Annotated in this window: 24 protein-coding genes and 1 tRNA gene; 22 read left to right on the forward strand and 3 right to left on the reverse strand. The window is 43.8% G+C overall.

Annotated features, from left to right (window positions below):
- Window positions 1-41 precede the first annotated feature (41 nt).
- On the reverse strand, window positions 42-1,067 hold the full coding sequence (locus CLOSA_RS04140) for a threonine aldolase family protein (RefSeq protein ID WP_013271517.1): 1,026 nt from the start codon (window positions 1,065-1,067) through the stop codon (window positions 42-44).
- Between the two features lie 324 nt (window positions 1,068-1,391).
- On the opposite strand from CLOSA_RS04140, the gene uvrB reads away from it, so the two are divergent.
- From uvrB to CLOSA_RS04165, 5 genes are all read left to right on the forward strand, one after another.
- Window positions 1,392-3,377, forward strand: a complete 1,986-nt coding sequence (gene uvrB, locus CLOSA_RS04145; protein ID WP_013271518.1) for an excinuclease ABC subunit UvrB — start codon at window positions 1,392-1,394, stop codon at window positions 3,375-3,377.
- 176 nt (window positions 3,378-3,553) lie between these two features.
- Window positions 3,554-3,793, forward strand: coding sequence for a FeoA family protein (locus CLOSA_RS04150; protein WP_242647800.1), 240 nt, complete (start codon window positions 3,554-3,556; stop codon window positions 3,791-3,793).
- A complete protein-coding gene (feoB, locus tag CLOSA_RS04155) occupies window positions 3,786-5,783 on the forward strand; it encodes a ferrous iron transport protein B (protein WP_013271520.1) in 1,998 nt (665 codons plus the stop codon). Before CLOSA_RS04150 ends, feoB begins: the two co-directional genes overlap by 8 nt.
- Window positions 5,784-5,809: 26 nt before the next feature.
- Window positions 5,810-6,589: a threonine/serine exporter family protein gene (locus tag CLOSA_RS04160; RefSeq protein ID WP_013271521.1), complete on the forward strand. Its 780-nt coding sequence runs from the start codon at window positions 5,810-5,812 to the stop codon at window positions 6,587-6,589.
- Window positions 6,583-7,002: a threonine/serine exporter family protein gene (locus CLOSA_RS04165; protein ID WP_013271522.1), complete on the forward strand. Its 420-nt coding sequence runs from the start codon at window positions 6,583-6,585 to the stop codon at window positions 7,000-7,002. Before CLOSA_RS04160 ends, CLOSA_RS04165 begins: the two co-directional genes overlap by 7 nt.
- Here the strand turns inward: CLOSA_RS04165 and CLOSA_RS04170 are convergent.
- Complete coding sequence (locus tag CLOSA_RS04170) at window positions 6,965-7,930, reverse strand: DUF5688 family protein (RefSeq protein ID WP_013271523.1); 966 nt, start codon at window positions 7,928-7,930, stop codon at window positions 6,965-6,967. The genes CLOSA_RS04165 and CLOSA_RS04170 overlap by 38 nt on opposite strands.
- A 277-nt stretch (window positions 7,931-8,207) precedes the next feature.
- Here CLOSA_RS04170 and CLOSA_RS04175 point away from each other — a divergent pair, with 277 nt between their 5' ends.
- From CLOSA_RS04175 to CLOSA_RS23395, 7 genes are all read left to right on the forward strand, one after another.
- Window positions 8,208-9,512, forward strand: coding sequence for a LysM peptidoglycan-binding domain-containing protein (locus tag CLOSA_RS04175; protein ID WP_049791637.1), 1,305 nt, complete (start codon window positions 8,208-8,210; stop codon window positions 9,510-9,512).
- Between the two features lie 162 nt (window positions 9,513-9,674).
- On the forward strand, window positions 9,675-10,109 hold the full coding sequence (locus CLOSA_RS04180) for a hypothetical protein (RefSeq protein WP_013271525.1): 435 nt from the start codon (window positions 9,675-9,677) through the stop codon (window positions 10,107-10,109).
- Window positions 10,110-10,608: 499 nt separating this feature from the next.
- Entirely contained in the window at window positions 10,609-10,797 is a 189-nt protein-coding gene (locus CLOSA_RS04185) for a hypothetical protein (protein ID WP_041708459.1), read from the forward strand.
- Between the two features lie 103 nt (window positions 10,798-10,900).
- Complete coding sequence (locus tag CLOSA_RS23390; protein ID WP_278145629.1) at window positions 10,901-11,029, forward strand: hypothetical protein; 129 nt, start codon at window positions 10,901-10,903, stop codon at window positions 11,027-11,029.
- 104 nt (window positions 11,030-11,133) lie between these two features.
- On the forward strand, window positions 11,134-12,357 hold the full coding sequence (locus CLOSA_RS04190) for a radical SAM protein (protein ID WP_013271526.1): 1,224 nt from the start codon (window positions 11,134-11,136) through the stop codon (window positions 12,355-12,357).
- Window positions 12,358-12,448: 91 nt separating this feature from the next.
- Entirely contained in the window at window positions 12,449-13,492 is a 1,044-nt protein-coding gene (locus tag CLOSA_RS04195; RefSeq protein WP_013271527.1) for a radical SAM/SPASM domain-containing protein, read from the forward strand.
- 503 nt (window positions 13,493-13,995) lie between these two features.
- The gene (locus CLOSA_RS23395) at window positions 13,996-14,127 is read left to right on the forward strand and encodes a hypothetical protein (RefSeq protein WP_278145632.1); all 132 of its coding nucleotides are present in this window, start codon (window positions 13,996-13,998) and stop codon (window positions 14,125-14,127) included.
- A 105-nt stretch (window positions 14,128-14,232) separates the two neighbouring features.
- On the opposite strand, the gene CLOSA_RS04200 is transcribed toward CLOSA_RS23395, so the two are convergent.
- Window positions 14,233-14,304, reverse strand: a tRNA-Arg gene (locus tag CLOSA_RS04200).
- A 112-nt stretch (window positions 14,305-14,416) separates the two neighbouring features.
- On the opposite strand from CLOSA_RS04200, the gene CLOSA_RS04205 reads away from it, so the two are divergent.
- The 10 genes from CLOSA_RS04205 (at window position 14,417) to argH (ending at window position 26,124) form a co-directional block, all read left to right on the forward strand.
- Window positions 14,417-15,169 (forward strand): hypothetical protein, encoded by a 753-nt coding sequence (locus tag CLOSA_RS04205; RefSeq protein WP_013271528.1) that lies wholly within the window; start codon window positions 14,417-14,419, stop codon window positions 15,167-15,169.
- A 62-nt stretch (window positions 15,170-15,231) separates the two neighbouring features.
- A complete protein-coding gene (gene queA, locus CLOSA_RS04210) occupies window positions 15,232-16,281 on the forward strand; it encodes a tRNA preQ1(34) S-adenosylmethionine ribosyltransferase-isomerase QueA (RefSeq protein ID WP_013271529.1) in 1,050 nt (349 codons plus the stop codon).
- A gap of 76 nt (window positions 16,282-16,357) precedes the next feature.
- Window positions 16,358-17,020 carry a redox-sensing transcriptional repressor Rex gene (locus tag CLOSA_RS04215; RefSeq protein WP_041708882.1) on the forward strand — a complete coding sequence of 221 codons (663 nt, stop codon included), beginning with the start codon at window positions 16,358-16,360 and terminating at the stop codon, window positions 17,018-17,020.
- 26 nt (window positions 17,021-17,046) lie between these two features.
- Window positions 17,047-17,955 carry a LysR family transcriptional regulator gene (locus CLOSA_RS04220; RefSeq protein WP_242647801.1) on the forward strand — a complete coding sequence of 303 codons (909 nt, stop codon included), beginning with the start codon at window positions 17,047-17,049 and terminating at the stop codon, window positions 17,953-17,955.
- Between the two features lie 129 nt (window positions 17,956-18,084).
- On the forward strand, window positions 18,085-19,275 hold the full coding sequence (locus CLOSA_RS04225) for an iron-containing alcohol dehydrogenase (protein ID WP_013271532.1): 1,191 nt from the start codon (window positions 18,085-18,087) through the stop codon (window positions 19,273-19,275).
- Window positions 19,276-19,420: 145 nt separating this feature from the next.
- Window positions 19,421-20,218: a sirohydrochlorin cobaltochelatase gene (locus CLOSA_RS04230; RefSeq protein WP_013271533.1), complete on the forward strand. Its 798-nt coding sequence runs from the start codon at window positions 19,421-19,423 to the stop codon at window positions 20,216-20,218.
- 32 nt (window positions 20,219-20,250) lie between these two features.
- Entirely contained in the window at window positions 20,251-21,216 is a 966-nt protein-coding gene (locus CLOSA_RS04235) for an FAD:protein FMN transferase (RefSeq protein ID WP_408643006.1), read from the forward strand.
- Window positions 21,217-21,358: 142 nt separating this feature from the next.
- The gene (locus CLOSA_RS04240; RefSeq protein WP_013271535.1) at window positions 21,359-21,784 is read left to right on the forward strand and encodes a GtrA family protein; all 426 of its coding nucleotides are present in this window, start codon (window positions 21,359-21,361) and stop codon (window positions 21,782-21,784) included.
- Window positions 21,785-21,799: 15 nt separating this feature from the next.
- Window positions 21,800-24,682 (forward strand): YfhO family protein, encoded by a 2,883-nt coding sequence (locus CLOSA_RS04245; RefSeq protein ID WP_013271536.1) that lies wholly within the window; start codon window positions 21,800-21,802, stop codon window positions 24,680-24,682.
- A gap of 68 nt (window positions 24,683-24,750) precedes the next feature.
- Window positions 24,751-26,124, forward strand: a complete 1,374-nt coding sequence (gene argH / locus CLOSA_RS04250; protein WP_013271537.1) for an argininosuccinate lyase — start codon at window positions 24,751-24,753, stop codon at window positions 26,122-26,124.
- The last annotated feature ends 159 nt before the right edge of the window (window positions 26,125-26,283 follow it).

Below are 26,283 nucleotides of genomic sequence, written 5' to 3' on the forward strand. Positions count from 1 at the left end.
ACCGCCGGCTATGGAGGGCTTCTTCCTTTAGAAAGCCATTCCTATCGGCATGTTTCCAGAAGGCTGATAAACCGGCGGCATGCTTCTTCGCTGGTCGCCCAGGAAGTGACCAGCCGGATGGCGGTATGACTGTCATCGATCCGTTCCTGAACGGAAAAAAGGAAGTCTTTTTCCAGCTTTGCAATCACCTGGTCCGGAAATATGGGGAAAAGCTGATTTGTCTTGGAATCGGAGAAAAAGGAATATCCGCAAGCTTCGATTCCTTTTCTTAAAATCGCAGACATTTCGTTTGCATGGGAGGCCAGATCATAAAAGAGATTGTTGGAAAACAGCTCTTCAAACTGGATTCCCAGCAGCCAGCCTTTTGCCAGCATAGCTCCCCGCTGTTTCACCATGAACCGGAAGTCCGGCTTTAAATCCTGGTGGCAGATCACAAGAGCTTCTCCAAACAGGGCACCTCCCTTGGTACCTCCTAAATAAAATACATCGGTGAGTCTTGCAATGTCTTCCAGTGTTACATCATTAACAGAACTTGTAAGGGCAGACCCCAGGCGGGCTCCATCTAAAAACAGGTACAGGTCCTTCTGGCGGCAGATGTGGTGCAGTGCTTCCAGTTCCTTTTTGGTATATTGGGTGCCTGTCTCTGTGGCGTTGGAGATATAGACCATTTTCGGCTGTACCATGTGCTCATCGGTATGAAGGTCCAGCGCTTTCTGGATGTGGGCAGGAGTCAGCTTTCCATTCCCGCATGGCATTGCCAGAACCTTATGTCCTGTAGCCTCAATGGCTCCTGTCTCATGAACGTTAATATGACCCTTGTCCGTGGAGATGACCGCCTGCCATGGACGCAGGGCGGTGCCGATAGTAATCAGATTGGTCTGGGTACCGCCCACGATGAAATGGACGTCTGCATCCTCCCTGCCGATTTCCTTTTTGATGAGGGCACGGGCATTGGCGCAATGGTCATCCATTCCATAGCCTGGGTTCTGGACCAGATTGGCATGGATCATGGCTTCTAAAATCTTTGGATGCGCCCCTTCGCTATAGTCATTATTAAAACTGTACATAAAAAGTCCTCCTGCTGTTTCATAATATAATTGATCTGAACTTGCAATGCAAGTGAGGATATAAGGTTTTTTTGCCCCTTCCATATGATTATCGAAAGTGTTCCTGACTTTTGATAATATAGGATGTATCATATACTAAAAGCAGGAGAATATCAATACCAAAAGAACTGATGTTCCCTGTTTTGCTATACTTTTTTACTGCCATATGCTATAATTGGCGGAGATGAATATTTTAATTTCCGAAAAAGGCAAGGAACCTGGGGGGATATGCTTGCATGTCCTTATGGAAGCTGCCTGCGGAAAAGCATTTGGAGGTAAATAATCATGGACTTTATATTGCATTCAGAATATGACCCTACCGGTGACCAGCCTCAGGCCATTGACCAGCTTGTGAAGGGATTCCAGGAGGGCAATCAATTCCAGACCCTGCTTGGGGTCACAGGCTCTGGTAAGACCTTTACCATGGCTAATGTGATCCAGAAGCTGCAGAGGCCTACTCTAATCATCGCTCATAATAAGACGCTTGCCGCCCAGCTTTACAGCGAGTTCAAGGAGTTCTTCCCGGAAAATGCGGTGGAGTATTTTGTTTCCTATTATGATTATTACCAGCCTGAGGCATATGTGCCTTCCACAGACACCTATATAGAAAAGGATTCTGCTATTAATGATGAGATAGACAAGCTCCGGCACTCGGCTACAGCGGCCCTATCGGAACGGAAGGATGTAATCATCGTAGCATCGGTTTCCTGTATTTACGGCCTGGGAAGCCCTATCGATTATCAGGAAATGGTTATTTCCTTAAGACCCGGCATGATCAAGGACAGGGATGAAGTGGTCCATAAGCTGATTGACATCCAGTATGACCGGAATGATATGGATTTCAGGCGCGGGACCTTCCGGGTAAGAGGAGATGTGGTGGAGATATTCCCTGCCTATTCCGGAAGCGAGGCCTACCGGGTGGAATTTTTTGGAGATGAAGTGGAACGCATTACGGAGATCGATACCCTGACCGGAGAGATTCGGGCGGAGTTGGGGCATGTGGCCATATTCCCGGCCTCCCATTACGTGGTATCAAGGGAGAAGATGGAGCTGGCAGCACAGACAATCCTGGAGGAATTAAAGGAGCAGGTGGCATATTTTAAAAGCGAGGACAAGCTGTTAGAGGCCCAGAGGATATCAGAGCGGACAAATTTCGATGTGGAAATGATGAAGGAAACCGGCTTTTGCTCCGGGATCGAGAACTATTCCAGGCATTTAACCGGCGGCCGTCCAGGAGACCCCCCCTATACCCTGATCGATTATTTCCCCGATGACTTTCTGATCATAGTGGATGAATCCCACATCACCCTGCCTCAGGTGCGGGGCATGTTTGCTGGAGACCGATCCAGGAAGACCACTCTTGTGAATTTTGGTTTCCGCCTTCCCTCTGCCCTTGATAACCGGCCTTTGAATTTTGAGGAATTTGAGTCAAAGATCAATCAGATGATGTTCGTTTCTGCCACACCTTCCGTATATGAGGCGGAGCATGAGCTTTTAAGGGTGGAGCAGATCATCCGGCCTACCGGGCTTCTGGATCCTGAAATCGATGTAAGGCCGGTGGAAGGACAGATCGATGACCTGGTTTCCGAGGTAAATAAGGAAATTTCAAAGAAAAACAAGGTACTGATCACTACCCTGACCAAGCGGATGGCAGAGGATTTAACCGATTACATGAGAGAAGTAGGAATCCGGGTCAAATACCTCCATTCCGATATTGATACCCTGGAGCGCTCTGAAATCATCCGGGATATGCGTCTGGATGTGTTTGATGTGCTTGTAGGGATCAACCTTCTGCGGGAGGGCCTTGATATTCCGGAAATCACTTTGGTGGCGATCCTGGATGCGGACAAAGAGGGATTTCTCCGGTCTGAGACCTCTCTGATCCAAACCATAGGAAGGGCGGCCAGAAATTCCGAAGGCCATGTGATTATGTACGCAGATAAGGTGACGGATTCCATGCGCGTGGCGATTGAGGAGACCAACCGAAGGAGAGCCATACAGCAGCTCTATAATGAAGAGCATGGAATCACACCCACCACCATCAAGAAGTCGGTCCGTGACCTTATTGCCATCTCAAAAGCAGCCATTGAGGAAGAGAAGGACTTTAAAAAGGATCCGGAATCCATGGATGCAAAAGAATTGGAGAAGCTTGCAAAGGAGCTTACAAAGAAGATGCACCAGGCGGCAGCAGAGCTGAATTTCGAGGAAGCTGCCAGGCTGCGTGACCGGATGGTACAGATTAAGAAAATGCTTCAGGATATGGAAGATTAAAAAATAATAAGAGTCATACGGTTCACTCATGAAGGAACCCTGTCTGGATAAATAAATTGTTCCGTATGGGCGGATTGGTATTGACAATGATTCTCAATAAGAGTAAAATCTCAATGGATGCATCTGAGGCAGAAGCCTTGGAACGCCGCCGGAGGAAGCGGCTGCATTCAGAGGAGATTATTATGAAGCTTTATGAAGGAGAAATCGGAACAACCTACATTGTTTACAGCGTGATGGTGAAGGATGCCATTACCAGGCGATTAGAAGCCCTTGGAGTCAATGAACAGACTCCTGTTACCCTGATGAATAAGAAAGGCAGCGGTACTGTGATCATCAAAGTCAGAGGTACCCGCCTTGCCCTTGGAAAAAGGATATCGGAAGGAATTGAAATCAGGGAGGCAGTGAAACATGAGTGAAGAAAATAGAATGATCCATGTCGGGTTTGTGGGAAACCCTAACTGCGGTAAAACCACCTTATTTAATGCATTTACAGGTGCAAAGCTAAAGGTGGCCAACTGGCCAGGCGTTACTGTGGAGAGAGTAGAAGGTGAAACAAGTTATAAGGGACGTCCCATCCGAGTCGTGGACACGCCTGGAATTTACAGTCTGACCTGCTATACCCTGGAAGAAATCGTAACAAGGAAATGCCTGGAAAATGATGAAGTGGATGTGATCATCAACGTAGTGGACGCTTCTTCGCTGGAACGGAATCTGTATTTAACCCTTCAGCTTCTGGAACTCAAAAAACCGGTGATCCTGGCACTGAACATGATGGATATCGTTGAGGACAGGGGAATGGAAATTGATCTGCACCGTCTTCCTGAGATGCTGGGATCCATTCCGGTGGTTCCGGTTTCCGCAAGAAAGCGGACAGGGCTTGATGTGCTGCTTCATGCGGTGGTACACCATTATGAAGAAGGCCCTCAAGGCGTGGTTGTAACCTATACGCCTAAAATTGAGAATAAAATTTCCAAGATAGAGACCATTTTAAAGGCTCATTACGGAGATTTGGATAATTTAAGATGGCACGCCATTAAGTTTCTGGAATATGACGAGGAGGTCTGGAATGACCATCCCTTAGATTTAAGCAATATCATTGACCATAATTATGAGAAGGAAATTATCAATCAGAAATATGACTATATAGAAGGAATTATCCGGGAATGCCTGGTGAATAAGGAAGAGAAAGCAGCATTTACGGATAAAATCGACGAGTATCTGACTCATCCCTTATTGGGAGTGCCTTTTTTCTTAGGTATCATGGCTCTGGTGTTCTTTTTGACCTTTACGGTCGGCGATTTTTTAAAGGGGTATTTTGAGGCTGCGCTGGGCATGCTTTCCGTATCCATGCAGCAGGTCATGGAAAATATCCATGCAGCTGCCTGGATTACTTCCCTGGTGGTGGATGGAATTGTAGCCGGAGTAGGGGGAATTCTCACGTTCCTTCCCAATATATTTATCCTGTTCCTTGCCCTGGCGTTTCTGGAAGACAGCGGATATATGGCCAGAGTCGCCTATGTCATGAATGAAATCATGGGGCGGGTGGGGCTTTCCGGTAAGGCCTTCCTTCCCATGCTTCTTGGGTTTGGCTGCACCGTCCCTGCGGTTATGGCTGCCAGAGCTCTGCCAAGTGAAAAGGACAGGAAAAGGACAATCTTAATAACGCCTTTTATGTCCTGTTCCGCCAGACTTCCTATTTACGTGCTGTTTTCCCAGATGTTTTTCCCGGACCATGCCCTGATTGTGGCCTATTCCCTGTATCTCGTCGGATTATTGATGGCTATTGCCATTGCATATGTAACACACCGGCTGGCAAAGGCGGAGGAAGAGGATACCCTTCTTATTGAGCTTCCTGAATATAAGACGCCAAATGGGAGAACAGTAGCCATATATGTATGGGACAAAGTAAAGGATTATCTGGGTAAGGCAGGAACTACTATTTTTCTTGCCACCATTGTCCTTTGGTTTGTTTTAAACAGCGGGACTTCGGGATTTGTCACGGATGTCTCACAAAGCTTTGCAGCTGCCGTCGGAAGGGTTCTGATTCCTGTGCTCCGCCCGGCGGGCCTTGGGGACTGGAGGATCGCAGTGGCCTTGATTTCCGGGCTTTCCGCAAAGGAAGTGGTGGTTTCCAGCTTTTCGGTCCTGTTTGGAATCAACAATATAAATTCAGCGGCAGGAATGGGAGAACTGTCCAAGATTCTTGGAAGCTTTGGCTTCGGCGGTGTGAATGCTTATGCCCTGATGATTTTCTGTCTCCTGTATTCCCCATGCATTGCAGCTGTAGCAACGATTAAAAAGGAAACGGGCTCCCTAAGATGGACCATTGGCATGGTTTTCTTCCAACTGACAGTGGCATGGGTTGCTTCTGTACTGGTATATCAGATTGGAAGCCTGATCTTTTAAATTTCATATTTCAGAGGAAGAAGCCTATGAATGATAAGCTGCTTGTGGAGACTGCGGTTCTGGCAGGTGAGATCATGCTGGTGAGCGGTGCGGAAATTTACCGGGTGGAAAATACCATTGACCACATATTGCGAAAGGCGGGAAGGGATACTGCAGAAGCCATTGTTTTTTCCACAGGGATCTTTGCGTCCCTTAACGATCCCTCCATTGAGGCCATAACAGTCGCCAGAAGAGTCACAGGAAGATCCACCAACTTAAACAGGGTCTATCTGGTCAATGATGTTTCCAGAAGCCTGTGTGAGGACCGCATAACGGTTGAGGAGGCTTATGGAAGGCTGAAGGAGATCCGGAATGCTGTTCAGTACGGAAAAAGACGAAAGGATATTGGTATCATAGGTGTTGCAGTATTCTTCACTCTGCTTCTGGGCGGAAAATGGAGGGATTGCCTGGCGGCTGCGGTCACCGGAATTTCCTTAGCAGCGGCAATGGAGGTTTCCATAAGAATCAGGCTGAATGATTTCTGTGCCAACGGAGTCTGTGCATTTTTAATAGCCGTCTCCACTCTTTTCATGGAACGGTGGTTTATGCCGGGAATCAAAAGTGATATCATTATGATCGGTGCAATTATGCCTCTGCTTCCAGGTGTCATATTTACTACGGCGATCCGGGACACGTTAAACGGAGATTATGCCTCAGGAACGGCAAGGATCATGGAGGCAGTTGTGATCGCTCTTGCGGTTGCCGCAGGTGTGGGAGCTGGTATGGGCTTATTTCAGTGGATAACAGGAGGCGGGCTGACATGGTAGTACAGACGATGGGGGCTTTTCTGGCAGTGATCAGTTTTTCCCTGATCCTGGAACTCCCAAGGAAGCACGTGGCTTTGGCGGGAGGAATCGGCGCAGCCGGCTGGCTTGTTTACCTTTTGGTAGATGCCGCGGCTGGGTCTGTCATAGCCGCGGCCTTTTTATCCAGTTTGCTGGTGGCCTTAGCCAGCCATATTTTTGCGCGGATTTTTAAAACGCCGGTTACGGTGTTTCTGGTGGCCGGTATCCTGCCATCGGTACCGGGAACCTCCATATACCGCAGCGTGTCTTATGTGATCAGCAATAACCCACAGCTTTCCAGCCATTATCTGGTGGAGACGCTCCAGGTGTCCGGCGCCATAGCAATGGCTATTTTTATCATGGATTCTTTGTTCCGATTGGGGCAGAAGAAGTAAATGAGATGGACAGCTTATTGCTGTCTTTGGAAAAGAAATAGATGTGATTGGACAGGCGGTCTTCTTCCGGGACTTCCTCCTGATTAATGGAGAATACAGTTTCTGCCAATTCATCAAGGGAAATCTCTTGATTGTATGGAATGATGAGGACTTCGTGAATGCTGGAGGGCAGTATGATTAAATCGCTGCTGCAGCAGGAGGCGAAGTCTTTTAATATGCCCTCATAAAGCAGGCACCCGGCTCCATTGATTCCGGAGGAGTTGGACAGCACATACATGGGAGGTGACAGAGGGGCAGTATCAAAGAATTCTTTCAAGGTATCTTCGTTTATTCCATTGTCTGAGGATTTTTTTGCAATCTCTTTTATGGCATCTGGCAGAGAACGGATCCGGGCAGGGAAAAGGCGTGGAGTATTAGACTTAGCTGCCTGGTATATTTCTTCTGTGGATAATTTCCAGGCTTTTTTATGACGGTTGTGGATGAGAGCGGTAAGAAGACTGTCTTCATCGTTTTGGAATGACAGGCAGAATATAATGGAAAGTTCCAACTCCGGATAAGAAATGTGCGGGACTTCCTTTAGCAGCTCCCGGTTGGCTGGTTCGTTAATAAGGCGGAAGATGATTTTTTTCATGATCTGGTCCTGGGATAAGAATTCCTCAATAGGAAGCTGGACAGGCAGAGGGCTGTTTTGATAAAGGGCCATAATGTCATCCAGGATGGCATGAAAAGGTCTGCCATTTTGATATGATTCATAGAAATGGTTTAAATAGATAGTGGGTGCAGCACGTTCATCCGATTTTCCAATGCAAAGACCATGGAGAATTAGACCGTTGTTCTTGGTAATGGGCTGAAGCACCAGGGTGTACTCCGGCCCCAGCCTTTCGCTTAGGGAATGTTTGACTGTTTCCAGAAATGTTTCGTATACCATATGTATACCTCCTTAGATTTGTTTATGTAAACTGCTTGCGGCAGAGTTACAACAAGATAGAATGGGGGATGAAATTGATGGACCAGTGCTGAGAAATAAGACATGCCAGATTTTAGGCTCTTTCATTATAAAGGAGATGGCGGTAAAAAACAATATTATTTTTGGATGTTCGATGCTGATAAACTGAATTTCAAAGAATATCAATATACAAATGGTTATTTCAGACATCATGTTATGAACAGGAAGGAACCGCATATAATAGAATGAATAAGACCATTTGAGAGAAGCCATGATCATACACGTTGTTCAACCCGGTGAAACCATATTTTCAATATCAGAGTATTATAAAATTCCTGTTAACAGGTTAATATTGGAAAACGGAATTGAAAACCCTAACAATTTAGCAGTTGGCCAAACCATCGTGATTGTTCAACCGGAAACACTCTACACGGTCCAGGCCGGCGATACTTTGGAGAGTATTGCGGAGCAGTACGGTGTTTCACCAATGGAATTGTTAAGAAATAATCCCTATCTTTCCGATAGGAAAATTTTATACGTCGGTGAAACCATAGTTATAACCTATCAAACGACTAAAACAAGAACAACTGCCACCAGTGGATATATCTTTCCTTTTATTGATCATTCTGTTTTAATAAAAACACTTCCTTTTTTATCCTATCTTACCATATTTAATTATAGGGCTACGATGGATGGAGAAATTGTCTCCAGTGATGATGACACGGAACTTATCCAACTTGCTAAAACATATGGTACTGCACCCATGATGTTTGTCTCCACAATGATGGAAGAGGGAATCGTCAGCCGTGAGGTGACCTTTAATATTTTAAATAATCCTGCTGTGCAGGAGAGCCTGATTGAAAATGCTCTTCAAATCCTGAAAACAAAAGGCTTTTATGGTATAAACATATATACTGAATCCATTACCTATGAAAATATAGACAGCTTTGCAGTTTATTTGGAAAGGGCCGCAGCAATCTTTCATTCACAAGGTTTCAGGGTAGTAATTACCATAACACCGGCTACGAATATTGATACCCCAAACGTTGGTTTTGAAAAAATTGACTATTCTAAATTGTCTGATTTTGTAGATGGGATCATATTTTCTTCTTACGATTGGGCTAGGTCTTACAGTTATCCAAGCGCCATTTTTCCGGTTAATATCTTAAGAGATTTGTTGGATTACATGGTAAGTATTATTCCGTCTGAAAAAATTTTTTTGGGAGTCACTGCTCTGGGTTATGATTGGACACTTCCCTATGTTCCCGGTGCCACAGAAGCTACTGTAATATCATACAATGGTGCGGTACAAATTGCAGCGGAAAATGGCATACCAATACAATATAATGAAGCAGCACAGTCGCCTTTTTTCTATTATACAGATAATGATGGAATTATGCATGTCGTATGGACGAAGGATGCAAGAAGCTTCGACGCAAGGGCAAGACTGGTAGAAGAATATAATCTTCAGGGCTTATCTTTTTGGACCGTTATGAGATTCGTTGCACAAATGTGGTTTATTATTAATAATCAATATTACATCCAGAAGTTTATCTTTGATTAAACATTACATAGAGCCGATGAATGCCGGCTCTTTTGTATATAAAAATTTATGAAAGTGGGAAAAATACAGCTATCCGCTAAATGGTTTGGGATAAGCAGCAGAATAATTGTTAAAAATATTGCTATACTTATTTGATCTTTAAAAGAAGGAGTAATTCAATCTATGATAGAACAGGATACTATAAAACTCCTGCGTGAGTGTGATGCTGGTGTAAAAATGGGGATTGCATCAATCGATGATGTTTTGGATTATGTTTGTAATAATACCTTTAAGCATTATTTGAATGAATGTAAAAAGGAACATGTAAAATTAATGGTAGAAATACAATCATTGCTGGATGAATCTCATGATGATGGCAAAGAACCTAATCCAATGGCAAAGGGGATGTCTTGGTTGAAAATAAATGCGAAGATGGTCATGAACGAATCAGATCATACCGTTGCGGATTTGATAACAGAAGGGTGTAATATGGGAGTGAAATCTCTTAACAAATATTTAAATCAATATAAAACAGCTGACGAAAAATCCAAAGACATTGTAAAACGGTTAATTCATCTGGAAGAAAGACTTGCTGAAGATATTCGTCAGTTTTTATAACTGCAAAGATAGACGATTGGAATTATTTTTCAAACAAAGGTTTCGTTGATAACATCACTACACTAAAGCTAAGCGGATTTGAAAGAAAAATACCCCCAAAATGAACTTGGGGGTATTTTTCGAACTAAGGTTTCAGCTGTTAACAATACTTCGCTAACAGCTAACTGTTATTTCCGCATTGCCATCCATAGCCTGACACCTCCGTTTTTTATAATGTGTTATTATTAACCACAATAGTATTATGAGCATTATTTATAATAATATGATGGAAATAAATAGAAAGACAGATGTGGATTAAAGAACGTTATCATATCTTTACAAGTCTTTTACCAGTGTAAAAAACGAAAGCGTAAAATTAAGGAATATAATCAGGACAGGAAATCAGTACATATATCCACGTAACGTAAAACCATTGTTCTAAGCGTTTTTAATAACAATTTGACCACTTATATGGTTGGATACCTAAATCAGTCCATATGCTTGTATGAAAAATATGAGTATGTGGGCTTATTTTAGTGCCTCAAACTCCGGCAAAACTAGGAAGGACAGCCGTGATGATGCGGCAGATGAACCCAGGAAAGTAATCAGAAGCAAAACAAAGAAGGAATTCAAAGGACTGGCGGACCGTCTGGAAGAGTATCTGGAGGGTGAAACAGGAGTAAAAAGAATCAGGGAAGCCAGGGAATAAATATTGACATATGGGTTATTGAATTATATAATACAGTGGTAATATATTCCTTTTTGAAGATAGCTATTGTGCTAATATTTATTTTGTGAAGGAGGTTTATGCTATGTATGAATTTGAATGTTTAACTACGAGTGAGGTAGTATCTGTTAATGCGGAGGATTGTTCACCATTTTTAGGAGGATGTTATCCAGAAGCAGAAGGTTGTTGTGGTCCTGATTGCAATCCTAATTAAGGAGTGTTTATTAGTAAATTAGAAACAGCGCATTGTCAAGAGTTTGTGAAAAGACAATGCGCTAATTTTTATATATCATAATTTAAGAAAGAAAAGTGAAGATTATGTTTTATACATTGAATAGTAATGTTTATTTGGTTAAAGGAAAAGCACGTAGTTGTATCTATGATTTAAATAGTTTTAAATTATATAGTGTAAACGATGCGTTGGCAAAGAAAATAGAGTTGGCAAATATAAGAGGAATTGAGATTAATGCTGTAGATGGAGACTTAAAATCAATATTCGATGAGTTAGCCAGAATAGGTGTTTTGGTATTATCAGAAACAGCATTGCCACACGGAATTGACGAAATAAAAAGTCCTGATTATGGATGTGTTTTTGCTTGGATCGAAATAACAAGCAGATGTAATTTGAGATGCTTGCATTGTTACAATGTATCAGATGCTCATTGTGACGTTATTATGTCATTGGACAATTATAAGAAAGTAATTGATAATCTCATAAATATGGGTGTAAAAAAGGTTCAACTTATTGGAGGAGAGCCATTATTTGAGAAGCAATTTCTTAAGGATATGCTTGAGTATACGATCAGTAAATTTTCATTTATTGAAATATTTACAAATGGAACATTATTATCTGAAGAATGGTTCAATTATTTTTCCGAGAATAATATTCATGTAGCGCTATCTGTTTATTCATATAGTGAAGATGAGCACGATAAAGTTACAGGTATGAAAGGGTCATGGGAAAGAACAAACAAAACGATAGAGGAATTAAAAAAACGAGATATTGCCTATCGAGTATGTAATGTATTGATGAAAAATGTGTCATTAGGAGAAAGGCATACAGATCTTTACAAATTAAGTAATGAAAAAGATATTGTAAGAATGTCTGGCCGTGCAAACTTTTCCTTGTTGTCAGATGAATTAATTAGAAAAAAGCTTATTACAAAACAAAAATTTCAAGAACCAATCAAAAGGGGATTTTGTAGTTCCTTAGTATCAGGTCATAATTGTTTTAGGAATAAAATATACATATCAGCTGACATGAAAGTGTTCCCTTGTGTAATGGAGCGAAGATTAATGCATTGTGATATAGGCAATGGAAAAGAAATCACTTTAGATGAATCTATTCGAAATCTAAATAAGGATCGGATAAAAGAGTGCTGCGATTGTGAATATAGATATGCTTGCCATGATTGTAGACCTAATTCATTATCAGGCGATATTATAGAAAAGCCGTGGTATTGTACATATAATCCATTAATGGGTGAATGGGAAGATGTTGATGAATTCATAGTAAAACTCAATCAACGATGGGGAAACTGATTTTCAATAAATATAGACATGATTTACCCCTTCGGAATATAGAAGGGTACGTTATTTGACTAAAATATGTTTATATTATTTGAGGTGACTGATGAAAGAGCAATCAAAGTATCTAAAAATACTAGGCAATATAGATTCACAAAATGAAAAAGGGGTAAATCAGGCACTAGAAAAAGAAGGGTTTTATTCAAAAAATCAAGGATTTCCAATTGCCTCATTACAATTTGAGTTAACATCGCATTGTAACCTTGCCTGTAAACATTGTTATAATAATTCTGGGATTAATAACATATCAGACGCAATGACTTCTCAAAATTGGATTTCCTTTTCCCAGTATCTAGTGGAGCATGGAGGAATTTTTGAGTGTATTATATCTGGTGGGGAACCATTGCTATTTGGCAATGATTTGTTTAAAATAATGGATATTCTACACGAAGACGGTACTTTGTTTTTTTTAATTACCAATGGTTATCTATTAACGAAAGAAATAGCAGATCAATTGAGAAAATATCGTTATCATAAGATTCAAGTTTCTATTGATGGGGTTACTTCAGAATATCACGATTCGTTTCGTCAAAGAAATGGAAGCTGGAAAAAGGCAGTAGATGGGGCATTTGCTATTGCTAATAATGGGATTCCACTTAAAATAGCGCATTGTGTTACCCCATATAATATACATGATATTGATGATATGTGCGCACTTGCGTATTCGCTTGGAGCTTCTAGTATTATGGTTGGGGAACTATGTCTTAGCGGAAGGGCAGCGATTAATAAAGATTTGTTACTCTCTAATGAGCAGAGAGAATTGCTTTTTCAGAAAGTGCGAGAGAATATTTCCAGGTACAAGGGAAAAATGGGCGTTAAATGTTCACATAGTGTAAAAGAGGGGTTGGAAAGACATTATAAGTCTCCGAATTCTGGAGCAATTATTAGACCAAACGGAGATGTTAGAATTGATGGTATGGCACCGTTTGTTGTTGGAAATATTTTAACTGATGATTTTGCTGAGATTTGGACAAAGAAAATTTTTGATTCATGGAATAGCCCGCAAGTGTTGGAATTTATTAACAGTTTTGATAAAGAGGATAGAAATTACTCTTTTATTAATTATGTTGAAGGTGATGTTTCTATATAATTATTAGCATTTATATAATCAATGATGTATCTTTAAATCTGCAATGGAATTGTAGGTTACCACAAGTTGGCCGGACGAATAGAGGTTATTGGGAAATTCTTATATGTACGTTTGATTTTATAGAATGGTTGAAGGATTGGCTCGGAAGGGTCTAAGAAGAAAAATTCTGGAAAAGCTATTAAAATCTGACTTATTTTGATAAAATATGAGCATGGTCAAATTGATTGCCTATGCTCTATTATTTTGGAAAGGATTCGATATAATGAGCGATATGCAAACAAAAAGAATGAGAAAGGTGAAGGTTCAACAAGATTAAGGAAGGATGGACGATATGAATACTGCCATGGAACAGGAAAAGACCAGACGGAAAGGCGTTATACAAGTCATTTACCGCTAAAACCGAAAGAGAACTTAAACGTAAAATTAAGGAATATAATGAGGACAGGACAAAATATACTGTAAAAGCAGAATCCACATCCTTTCGCAACTATGCAGAATTTTGGATGAAGACAGTAAAATATCCTATATTAAAGACAGTATCATATGACTGTATTCAACTTGGAAGCGTGACCACAGAGGACATACAGACCATGATAAATGATTTATCGGCCACAAAGGCATATTCTACGGTATAGAAGCATTATGAATTTGTAAAAGGGGTTTTCCAATATGCCTATAACTCACAAAAAGACAGCCTTTGATCCATGCCCCCCGTTCAATAAAAATGGATAAAAAAATAGTGCATCTGATAGGAATCGAACCTACGCACGCGGCTCCGGAGGCCACTGCTCTATCCACTGAGCTACAGATGCATCTTTTATATTCTACTATAGATTCTTTTAAAGTGCAATAGTATTTGTTGATTTTTGTCTGTTTTTTTGTTAGAATGAAAAGGAGATTGATTCTCCAGGAGGTCAAGCCCATATGAAGGACTTAATAGAAAAATGGAAGAAGGCTTTGAAGGAAGATACCAGACGACTTCTGAAATTCCTGGTCATTCCCTTGGCGGCGATACTATTGATTGCTGCCGTTGTTGTATTAGATAAGCCTGAGCAGGCAGGAAATGATCCGGCTCTTGTTTTAGAAGAAACAGGAGAGGCTGAAAGCACAGCGCCGGACCCTGAAAATGTAGAGGTCACTTTGCAGGAAGAGGCCATACCCCCCATCCATGATCTGATGGAAGCTTATTTTAAAGCCAGAAGGACCTGCGATTTGGAGGCGCTTTCTAAGGTATATGGCGGTACTTGTTCTGAAGAGACACTGAGAGAACAGGGTGCCACAATGGAGGAAGAAGTGAAATTTTACCAGAGTTTTGAGAACCTGGTATGTTATACGGCTCCGGGGTTGGAAGACGGAGAATATGTGGTATATGCCAGATTTGACATAAAGTTTCGGCAGGCGGAGACCCTGGCTCCCAGTCTGGTGGTGTGCTATGCAAAAACTGCAGCAGACGGAAGCAGCTATCTGGTTGCGGATATCAGTGCGGAACAGTCTGAATTTATGGAGAAGGCGAACCAGTCTGAGGCTGTGCAAAAGCAGGCGAAAGAGGTAAACAATGGTCTTGAAAACGCTTTAAAATCGGATGAAAATCTTTTGGCTGTTTATCATATTCTCATGGATGAGAAGGAAGAGCCGGAGGCGGCAACGGATTCAGGCAGCCCGTCAAATAATACGTAAAACAGATGCTTCTCTGCGTGGCACCCTGCAGAGGAGCATTTTTGGCAAAGGAGAGCTATTTTATGAACGTTAGGGACTTTAATTTTAATTTGCCTCAGGAGTTGATTGCCCAGGATCCCCTGGAAGACCGTTCTGCCTCCAGGCTTCTGGTATTGGATAAACATACAGGAGAGATCCAGCACAGGCATTTTCGGGACATCCTTTCTTATTTACGGAAGGGGGATTGTCTGGTCATTAATGATACCAAGGTCATTCCTGCCAGACTGTTTGGTGTAAAAGAAGGAACAGAAGCAAAAATAGAGATCCTTCTATTAAAGAGAAGGGAAAATGATATTTGGGAAACCCTTGTAAAACCCGGAAAAAAAGCAAAGATGGGGACAGTGATCTCCTTTGGGGAAGGCCTGTTAAAAGGAACCGTGATCGATGTTGTGGAAGAAGGAAACCGGCTCATTCAGTTTTCCTATGAGGGGATCTTTGAAGAAATACTGGACCGTTTGGGTCAGATGCCTCTTCCGCCTTATATCACCCACCAGCTAAAGGATAAGAACCGATACCAGACGGTTTATGCAAAGCATGAGGGATCGGCAGCAGCACCCACAGCCGGACTGCACTTTACAAAGGAGCTGCTGAAGGAAATCGAGGATATGGGAGTGTCGATTGCACATGTGACTCTTCATGTGGGACTTGGAACCTTTCGCCCGGTAAAGGTGGATGAGATCGAGGCCCATCACATGCACTCTGAATTTTATATGGTGGAAGAGGAAGAGGCCAGAAAGGTCAACGATGCGAAGAAAAACGGCGGACGGATTGTCTGTGTGGGAACTACAAGCTGCCGCACGGTGGAATCGGCATCCGGGTCAGATGGGATGTTACGTGCCGGAAGCGGGTGGACGGAGATATTCATTTACCCTGGCTACCGTTTTAAGCTGTTGGATTGCCTGATCACAAATTTCCACTTGCCGGAATCCACACTGGTGATGCTTGTATCCGCCCTGGCTGGTCGTGATCATGTGCTCCATGCCTACGAGGAGGCCATTAAGGAGCGTTACCGTTTCTTTAGTTTTGGTGATGCTATGTTTCTTACAGACCTGCAGGATGGACAAACATCCTGAAAATGGAATCAGGATAACATCTTAAGATAAAAAACGGGGAAATCTGTTGTTAAAAAAGAGGTAGGGGTATATGCATATGGAAGAGAAAAAAAACATGGTGGGAGGAATTTCCAGAAAGACTCTGGAACGTCTTCCGATGTATCATCATTATCTGGAACAGAAATGCCGGGAAGGAACAGAAACCATATCAGCGCCGGTCATTGCACTGGATCTTCGGCTTAATGAGGTCCAGGTGCGCAAGGATCTGGCAATGGTGGCAAAAACAGCCGGAAAACCTAAAATGGGTTATCTGGTCAATGACTTAATCAGAGACATGGAGGAGTTTTTAGGGTTTCATAATACCAACCAGGCGGCTCTGGTAGGGGTAGGGTCTCTGGGGAAGGCCCTTCTGTCCTATAAGGGATTTGAACAGTACGGAGTGGAGATTGTCCTGGCTTTTGATTCCGATGGCAGAAAAGTGAATACAAAAATAGGGGGAAAGCCGGTTTTTCCTGTGGAAAAGCTGGAAAACCTCTGCCAGAGAATGAATATTCACATCGGTATTATCACAGTCCCTGCAGAATATGCCCAGGAGGCATGCAACCGGCTGGTGGACGGCGGTGTGAAGGCCATATGGAATTTCGCTCCCACCCACTTATCGGTGCCGGATCATGTGCTGGTACAAAATGAGAACATGGCCGTGTCACTGGCCGCCCTGTCCAAATATCTTTATGAGGCAGACAAGGAAGGAAGGCAGTAGGCAAAGGAGGAAGATGATTGAATACCGTGTTGTTGCAATACGCCCTTGAGGTGGAAAAAACAGGTTCCATAACCCAGGCGGCTGCCAACCTATATATGGACCAGCCTAATTTAAGCAAGGCCATTAAAACACTGGAAGAAAGCCTTGGGGCACCAATTTTTAAACGGACATCCAAGGGAGTGGTTCCTACGGCAAGAGGAAGTATATTTCTGGAACATGCAAGAAATGTACTGGTACAGATTGAGAAAATGGAACATCTATACAAACCGGATCAGGTGAAGGGAGTGGAATTTTCTCTTTCCATGCCAAGAGCAAGCTATTTAAGCCTGGCATTTTCCCGGTTCATAAAAAATCTGAACCAGGAGGAAGGGATGAACGTGTGGCTGCGGGAGACAAATTCCGCAGATACCTTAAAGGATGTGGAAAACGGAGAATACAATCTTGGAATCATCCGCTTTTCGTCCGCTTTGGAGGGGCATTATACCCAGACAGCCGCTGCTAAGGGTCTTTTGCTGGAGCCGGTTTTCCAATTTTCTTTAAGGCTTCTTATGTCCGCAGATCATCCCCTGGCAGAAAAAGAGGAAATTACAGCGGAAGATCTGATGCCCTATATAGAAATTGCCCATGGGGATGGAACCACGGGCCGCCGGGAGGGCTTGGAAAGGAAAGGAAGACTGCTGGAGTCTGCCAGGCGTGTTTATGTATTTGAGCGGGGAAGCCAGTTCAACCTTTTAATGGAGGATCCCCGTACCTATATGTGGGTTTCTCCTATGCCGGAGGAGATCCTTTCAAGGTGGCACCTGGTGGAACGTCAGTGCAGAAAGAGGACCGGGATGTTTCGGGATGCTCTGATCTGCAGGAAGGGATATTCCTTTACGGCCTGGGATAAGGAGTTTTTAAAAGAGCTGGAATCAGTGAAGAATATTTTTTTATAATAGAATGTTAAATATATATCAGTATTTATATACTGATATATGTTTTTTTACCTTTGTATTTCCCTTTTGGTTGAGATACAATACTTTATAGATCATACTGAACTGGAAATTCATAAGGAGGAATTTACGATGGCTAGATTTACATTACCGAGAGACTTATATCACGGAAAGGGAGCCCTAGAAGAGCTTAAGAATATAAAAGGCAAAAAGGCGATCGTGGTGGTCGGCGGCGGTTCCATGAAACGTTTTGGATTTCTTGACAGGGTAGAAGCCTGCCTGAAGGAAGCCGGAATGGAAGTAAAGCTGTTTGAAGGCGTAGAACCGGATCCCAGTGTGGATACGGTGATGAAGGGCGCCGAAATAATGAGGGAGTTTGAACCGGATTGGATCGTTGCCATCGGCGGAGGTTCTCCTATTGATGCGGCAAAGGCTATGTGGGCATTTTATGAGTATCCGGAAACCTCATTTGAAGACTTATGTATTCCCTTTAACTTCCCGACATTAAGGACAAAAGCAAGATTCTGCGCGATTCCGTCTACTTCCGGTACGGCTACCGAGGTAACGGCATTCAGCGTAATAACAGATTATAAAAAAGGAATCAAGTATCCCCTGGCAGATTTCAATATCACACCGGATATTGCCATCGTTGATCCGGATCTGGCGGAGACCATGCCTCAGAAGCTGACTGCTCATACCGGTATGGATGCCATGACTCATGCGGTGGAAGCTTACGTATCCACGCTTCACTGTGATTACACGGATCCTCTGGCACTTCATGCAATCAAGATGATACATAATGATCTGATCGACTCCTTTAACGGGGACAAGGAAGCCCGTGCCCGTATGCATAATGCCCAGTGTCTGGCTGGTATGGCATTTTCCAATGCTTTATTAGGCATTGTTCACTCCATGGCTCATAAGACAGGGGCCGCTTATTCCGGCGGACATATTGTCCATGGCTGTGCAAACGCCATGTACCTGCCAAAGGTAATCAAGTTTAATTCCAAGGCTCCGGAGGCCGCTAAGCGCTACGCAGAGATTGCCCGCTTTATCGGTCTGCAGGGAGGAGATGAGAATGAACTGGTGGATGCATTGATTACAGAGATCCGTTACATGAATAAAAAGCTGGATATTCCAACCTGTATCAAGGAATATGAAGGCGGAATCATTGACGAAGCAGAGTTCAATGAGAAATTAGTGTCAGTAGCTGAGCTGGCAGTAGGTGATGCATGCACCGGCTCCAATCCAAGGCCTATCACTCCGGCTGAGATGGAGAAACTGCTGACCTGTTGTTACTATGATAAAGAGGTAGATTTTTAATAATCTCCAGTAAATGAATGCAATGTGTGCAGCAGGCGCAGAACCTTATGGTTTTGCGCCTGCTGTGCGTGAAAAGGAATTTGACAGCAAAGTTCATCTGTGATATGGTAATCGGGAAAATGAAGAGAAAGCAAGGGATATCAGGATGAAGCAGGCGATTTTAGTGGTGAGCTTTGGCACCAGTTATCATGATAGCAGAGAAAAGACTATAGAAGCCATTGAACAGGACATCAAAGAAACATTTACGAAATATGAGGTGCGCCGGGCATTTACCAGCCGGATCATCATAGGAATCTTAAAAAAGCGGGATAACATCTACATAGACAGCGTGGATGAGGCTTTGGAGAAATTAGCAGCGGAAGGCTTTGAGCGTGTGATCGTTCAGCCCACCCTGGTCATGGGCGGGGAAGAATACGACACCATTCTGGCCGCTGTAAAACAGTATGAGAACCGGTTCCGCCGGATCGTATGCGGAAAGCCGCTGCTTTCTGAGGAGGAGGACTTTAAAAGGCTTATCCGTGTGATGGCAGAGGATACAAAGGAATATGACAGGGAAGGAACGGAAATCCTATTCATGGGACATGGAACGGAGCATGAAGCCAATGTTTGTTATTCCCGCCTGAAGGAGATCTTCCGGGAGAACGGATATGGCAGGTATCATGTGGGTACTGTAGAAGCAGAGCCAGGCTTGAAAACCGTAAAGGAAGAAGTGAAAAAAACCGATTCCAGCCGTATCGTACTGCAGCCCCTTATGATCGTGTGCGGCGACCATGCTCATAATGACATGGCAGGAGAGGATAAGGATACCTGGAAGAGCCAGTTGGAGTCTGAAGGCTATCAGGTGGTCTGCCGGTTAAAGGGTATGGGAGAATTGGAGGGAGTCCGCCGGCTGTTTCTGGATCATGCAGGAGAAGCCAGAAAGAGGCTGGAGGCAATGGGATGAAAAAAGGATGGGGCGTTGTATTGATGGCAGGTATGGCAGCGCTTTTGCTTGCGGGCTGCGGAAGAGGGGTGGAGCCGGTAACTCAATCCGGTTTTATGCTGAACACCTTTGTGACTGTGACCATTTATGATAAAAACGATCCTGGGATTTTATCGGAATGTCTTGATTTATGCAGGTCCTACGAAAATATGTTCAGTAAAACCATTGAGGGAAGTGAGGTTTATAAGCTGAATCACAGGATGGCCGGTGAAACAGCCGTAACCTTGTCCCCGGATGTGGCAGATCTCCTTTCCAGGGGTCTTTATTATTCCCAGATCTCAGAAGGAGCTTTTGATATCACGGTTGAGCCTCTGTCCTCCCTGTGGAATTTCACATCAGAACATCCTGCAGTCCCCCCTGCAGAGAAGATAGAAGAGGCCAGAAAAAAAGTGGATTACCGGAATTTAAAGCTTGAGGGCAATACGGTCACCTTTTTATCCCCGGATACTTCCCTTGATTTCGGTGCGATTGCCAAGGGATATATTGCAGACCGGATGAAGGATTTTCTGTTGGAAAAGGGAGTAAAAAGCGCAATAATCAATCTGGGGGGAAATGTCCTCTGTGTGGGACAGAAGCCAGAGGGCAAGCCATTTAAAATCGGTCTTCAAAAGCCTTATGCAGACCGGAATGAAACCATAGAAACCCTGGATATCAAGGACATGTCTGTGGTATCCTCCGGAGTATATGAGCGTCATTTTGTAAAGGATGGCGTAAACTATCACCATATATTGAATCCCAGGGACGGTTATCCCTATGAAAACGGGCTTGTGTCTGTTACCATCCTGTCAAAGCTGTCTGCAGACGGAGATGCGCTATCCACCACCTGCTTTTCCCTTGGGCTGGAAAAGGGGATGAAGCTTTTAGAATCCATTGACGGGGTATACGGCGTGTTCATAACAGAGGCTGGGGAAGTTCTTTATTCCCAGGGAGCCAGGGAGTTTCTGGCATCAGAGCCTTAGAATCCCTTTACAATTTCCTCTCCCTATAATACAATAGAAGAAATGCAATTTTGCAGGAAGATACAACCTAAGCTTGGCTATGGCAGGAAACACCCTTGGGGTATTCCTTGGCCCAAAGCATGGCGAAGAAAGAGGATAGCAGATGATTAGAAAAATTTGGGACAAGGTCATGAACCGGGAAGTCATTTCCTATCTGATATTTGGAGTACTGACGACTCTGGTAAACTGGGTTGTCTATTGGATCATGGTGAGGGAAGCCATAGACTACCGGGCCGCAACTGCGGCGGCATGGGTGGTTTCCGTCCTGTTTGCCTTTATCGTAAATAAAATCTTTGTATTTCAAAGCTATGACCTGCATCTGAGAATTGTCAGGAAGGAGATAGTTTCGTTTACCGCATGCAGAGCAGCGTCAGGCGTCATGGAAATGGTTCTAATGGTGATAATGGTTTCCTGGCTCAAAATGGATGAATACGTAAGCAAAATACTGGTATCCGTAGTGGTAGTGGTTGCCAATTATGTGTTCAGTAAGGTTTTTATATTCCAAAAGAGTGAGGAAAAACCCCTGTAAAGAGAGGTAAATGAAATGGAACACGATGACGAGATTGAAAAGATATCGAAAGAACTAGAGGATATGCTGAAGATGACATCAGGTGAAAAAGAAGATACTACAGGGGAAAAGGCCTTAAAACCAGGAAACAGGGAGGCTTACGGTCCCCGGGAGGAACAGACAAAGCAGGAATTTGATCCGGCTGACGCACCCCGGATTCGACTGGATCTTCCGGTTGACGGAATGGAGGAACTGTTTGATGAGAGCATGGAATATGGAGGAGATCCGGAGTTCGTGACGGAGGATGCTCCTGATCCCGATTCCATGGGATTTCAGGAGGAACCGGAGGAAGATGTAAATGAGGAAGCATGGGAAGTAGAGCAAATCAAGGAATTTAATAAAAGGCCTCCAGAAAAGAAGGAAGGGAAAGCTGCCAGCCTTGTAAAGCCTTCCGACGGCCTGTTGGCCGCGTTTTTTGTGCCAATGGTGATCATGATCATCATATTTGCCCAGAGGGGGATCTTTCCTTTTGGCGAGGAAAGCTTTCTGCGTACCGATATGTATCATCAGTATGCCCCGTTTTTTTCGGAATTCCGTTATAAGCTGACCCACGGAGGCAGCCTGCTGTATAGCTGGGATGTGGGTATGGGAGTGAATTTTGCAGCCCTTTATGCTTACTACCTGGCAAGTCCCTTAAACTGGCTGCTGGTTCTTTGCCCTAAAAACCTGGTCATAGAGTTTATGACCTATATGATCGTATTAAAGATCGGACTGAGCGGTCTTTCTTTTTCCTGGTATTTGCGGAAGCATTGCCGTACCAGGGACTTTGGAGTTGCCTTTTTTGGCATCTTCTATGCCCTGTCCGGATATATGGCGGCTTATAGCTGGAATATCATGTGGCTGGACTGCATCCTTCTCTTTCCTCTTATTATGCTGGGACTTGAGAGGCTGGTTAAGGAAAAAAAGTGCCTCCTTTACTGCGTAACACTGGGATTATCTATTTTATCAAATTATTACATATCGATTATGATATGTATTTTTATGGTGTTATACTTCATTGCTCTTCTTATATTAGAGGGCTGGAAATCCTGGAAGGATGTGCTGATCCATTCGGGGCTGTTTGCCTTGTTTTCTCTGCTGGCCGGAGGTCTTTCCGCTGTTGTATTGCTCCCGGAAATATATGCTCTGCAGTCCACTGCTTCGGGAGACTTTAATTTTCCCCAGACCATCAGCTCCTACTTTTCCATATTTGACATGATTGCCAGGCATCTTCCTGCGGTGGAGCCGGAAATCGGGCTGGATCACTGGCCGAATATTTACTGCGGTGTGGCAGTTCTTATGTTTTTCCTTCTATATCTGGGCTGCCGGAAGATCAGACAAAGGGAAAAGATCGTTATGTGCTCCATGCTGCTGTTTTTCTTTGCAAGCTTTTCCTTTAATGTACTGAACTTTATCTGGCATGGGTTTCATTATCCGAACAGCCTGCCATGCAGACAATCCTTTATTTATATCTTTCTTATTCTGCTGGCGTCCTATGAAGCCTATATCCATATACACGAGATTCCCTGGAAGCATGTTGTGATCGCCTTTTTTGCTTCGGTGATCTTTGTTCTCCTGGCTCAGAAACTCATTACTGACGAAGCCTACCATTTTTCTGTATTTTATGTGGCTATATTATTCCTTTCCATTTATGCGGGCCTTGTGGGCCTTTACCAGAAAGGAATCAGCCGAAATGTTCTGGTGTTATTGGCTCTTGGCGTAGTTTCCCTGGAGGCTGCAGTGAATACCACGGTCACCAGCGTGACAACAACCAGCCGCACCGGCTATATAAAGGACAATCAGGCCTCATCGGAGCTGGCGTCCAGCCTGATTCCGAATACCTCCTTTTACCGGATCGAAAAGGTCAGCCGTAAAACCAAGAATGACGGAGCCTGGATGAATTTTCCGACAGTATCCCTGTTTTCTTCCACGGCCAATGCGGATCTTACGGCCTTCTTTAAAAAGCTGGGCTGCGAAAGCTCTACCAACGCTTACAGCATTACAGGAAGCACGCCTCTTGTGGATTCCCTTTTTGCAGTTAAATATGCCCTGTACTCCGAAGAAACAGCGGATGACGGCGTATCTGTGCCGGTTTCCTCAAAGGATGAGATGTATCTTAAGGAAAATACCTATGCCCTGTCTCTTGGTTTTCTGGTGCCTTATGATCTTGAAAACAACTGGCAGCTGGACTTAACAAATCCGGCGGAGGTTCAGAATGATCTTTCCGTGGTATTGGGAGCCAGTCCGGTGCTTTCAGAGGTTCCAAGCGAAATAAACGGTACCAGTTTTACCTTCACTCCGGAAAAAGACGGGGACTATTATGTCTATGTCAGTAACAAGAAGGTAGAAAAGGTAAACGCCCAATTAGGAGAACGGTCCCAAAACTTTGACAATGTAAGCCGGGGATATTTGCTGGAACTGGGTTATTTAAAGGCAGGAGAAACCAATACCCTGCGAAATGACGACAATGATCAGGATCTGGTAGCGGTTGCCTACCGCTTTCTGCCGGAAGGACTGGAGTCGGTATATAACATTTTAAACAAAAATTCCATGAAGCTGACGAAATGGACGGATACCCAGATCCAGGGAACGGTAACGGCCGAAAAGGCTGGTCTGCTGTTTTTAAGCATTCCATATGACAAAGGCTGGACCATCAAGGTTGACGGGAAAGCGGTGGAGCCTTATAAAGTATTTGATACGTTTTTAAGTGTGCATATGACTGCCGGAACCCATGATATTTCTCTGGAATATATGCCCCAGGGATTGAAAACAGGCGGTGTGATTACGGCAGGAAGTCTGGCTGTTTTGCTGGCTCTTACAGGTTTATCCGCTGCAAAAAAGAAAAAGCGCAGGCCCATGCGGGTTCATGATATAAGTTAAATATCCCATGGCAGCATTACGGGTATGGACAGTGCCTGCAGAAATTTAGGAAAGAGGAGATTTCAATTATGAAACTATGGGGCGGACGCTTCACAAAGGAAACCAATCAGCTGGTACACAATTTTAATGCATCCATATCGTTTGATCAGAAATTCTATCATCAGGATATTGAGGGCAGCATCGCTCATGTGAAGATGCTGGCAAAACAAGGAATTCTTAAGGAAGCTGACAAGGATAAAATCGTAAAAGGCCTTATGGAGATCCGGCAGGATCTGGAACGGGGAGACTTGGTAATAACGGCCGAGCATGAGGACATTCATTCCTTTGTGGAGGCGGTTCTTACGGAACGGATCGGGGAGGCCGGTAAGCGCCTTCACACGGGACGCAGCCGAAATGACCAGGTGGCTCTTGATATGAAGCTGTATACCAGAGATGAAATAGACGAACTGTCTTCCCTGGTAAAAGGGCTTCTTAAGGAACTTTTAAAGCTTATGGAGGAAAATCTGGATACCTATATGCCTGGATTCACCCATTTGCAAAAAGCCCAGCCCATTACCCTGGCTCATCACGTAGGCGCTTATTATGAAATGTTTGACAGGGATTGCTCCCGCCTTTTTGATATCAAAAAAAGGATGAACTACTGCCCTCTTGGCTCCGGTGCTCTGGCCGGGACAACCTATCCTCTGGACCGGGAATATAGTGCAGGGCTTCTGGGATTTGACGGACCAACGTTAAACAGCATGGACTCTGTGGCTGACAGGGATTACTTGATTGAGCTTTTAAGCGCTCTGTCCACCATAGCCATGCATTTAAGCAGATTTTGTGAAGAGATCATTATCTGGAATACCAACGAATACCGGTTTGTGGAGATCGATGATTCCTACAGCACCGGAAGCAGCATCATGCCTCAGAAAAAGAACCCGGACATTGCGGAATTAATCAGGGGAAAGACCGGAAGAGTCTATGGAGCACTGGTTTCCCTGCTGACCACCATGAAGGGGATCCCCCTCGCCTATAATAAGGATATGCAGGAGGATAAGGAGCTGACCTTTGACGCCATTGATACGGTAAAGGGATGCCTGGCCTTGTTTACAGGGATGATCTCCACGATGACCTTCCGAAAAGATGTGATGGAAGCCAGTGCTAAGAACGGCTTTACCAATGCAACGGATGCGGCTGATTATCTGGTCAATCATGGAGTGGCCTTCCGGGACGCCCATGGGATCGTCGGCCAGCTTGTTCTGTTCTGCATTGGAAAGGGGATTGCCTTAGATGATATGAGTCTGGAAGAATTTCAGGCCATCAGCCCGGTATTTAAAGAGGATATCTATGAGGCCATCAGCTTAAAGACCTGTGTGGAAAAGAGGATGACAATCGGAGCGCCGGGTCAGGAAGCAATGAGAAGGGTCATAGAGATTTATAAGCGTAAGCTTGTTGAATAACATACGAATAAACAAAAAAGAGAAGCACCGTCCATGACAGCAGGAGAGTCACCGGACGGTGTTTCTCTTTTTGCAGATTTTTCTAATTACTGGAAAAGGGGAGGATATCCGGCTAATACAGGGATATACTAATTTTTTGTAAAGATATATTGGTTTTTA

This window comes from [Clostridium] saccharolyticum WM1, from assembly GCF_000144625.1.
GTDB lineage: Bacteria > Bacillota > Clostridia > Lachnospirales > Lachnospiraceae > Lacrimispora > Lacrimispora saccharolytica.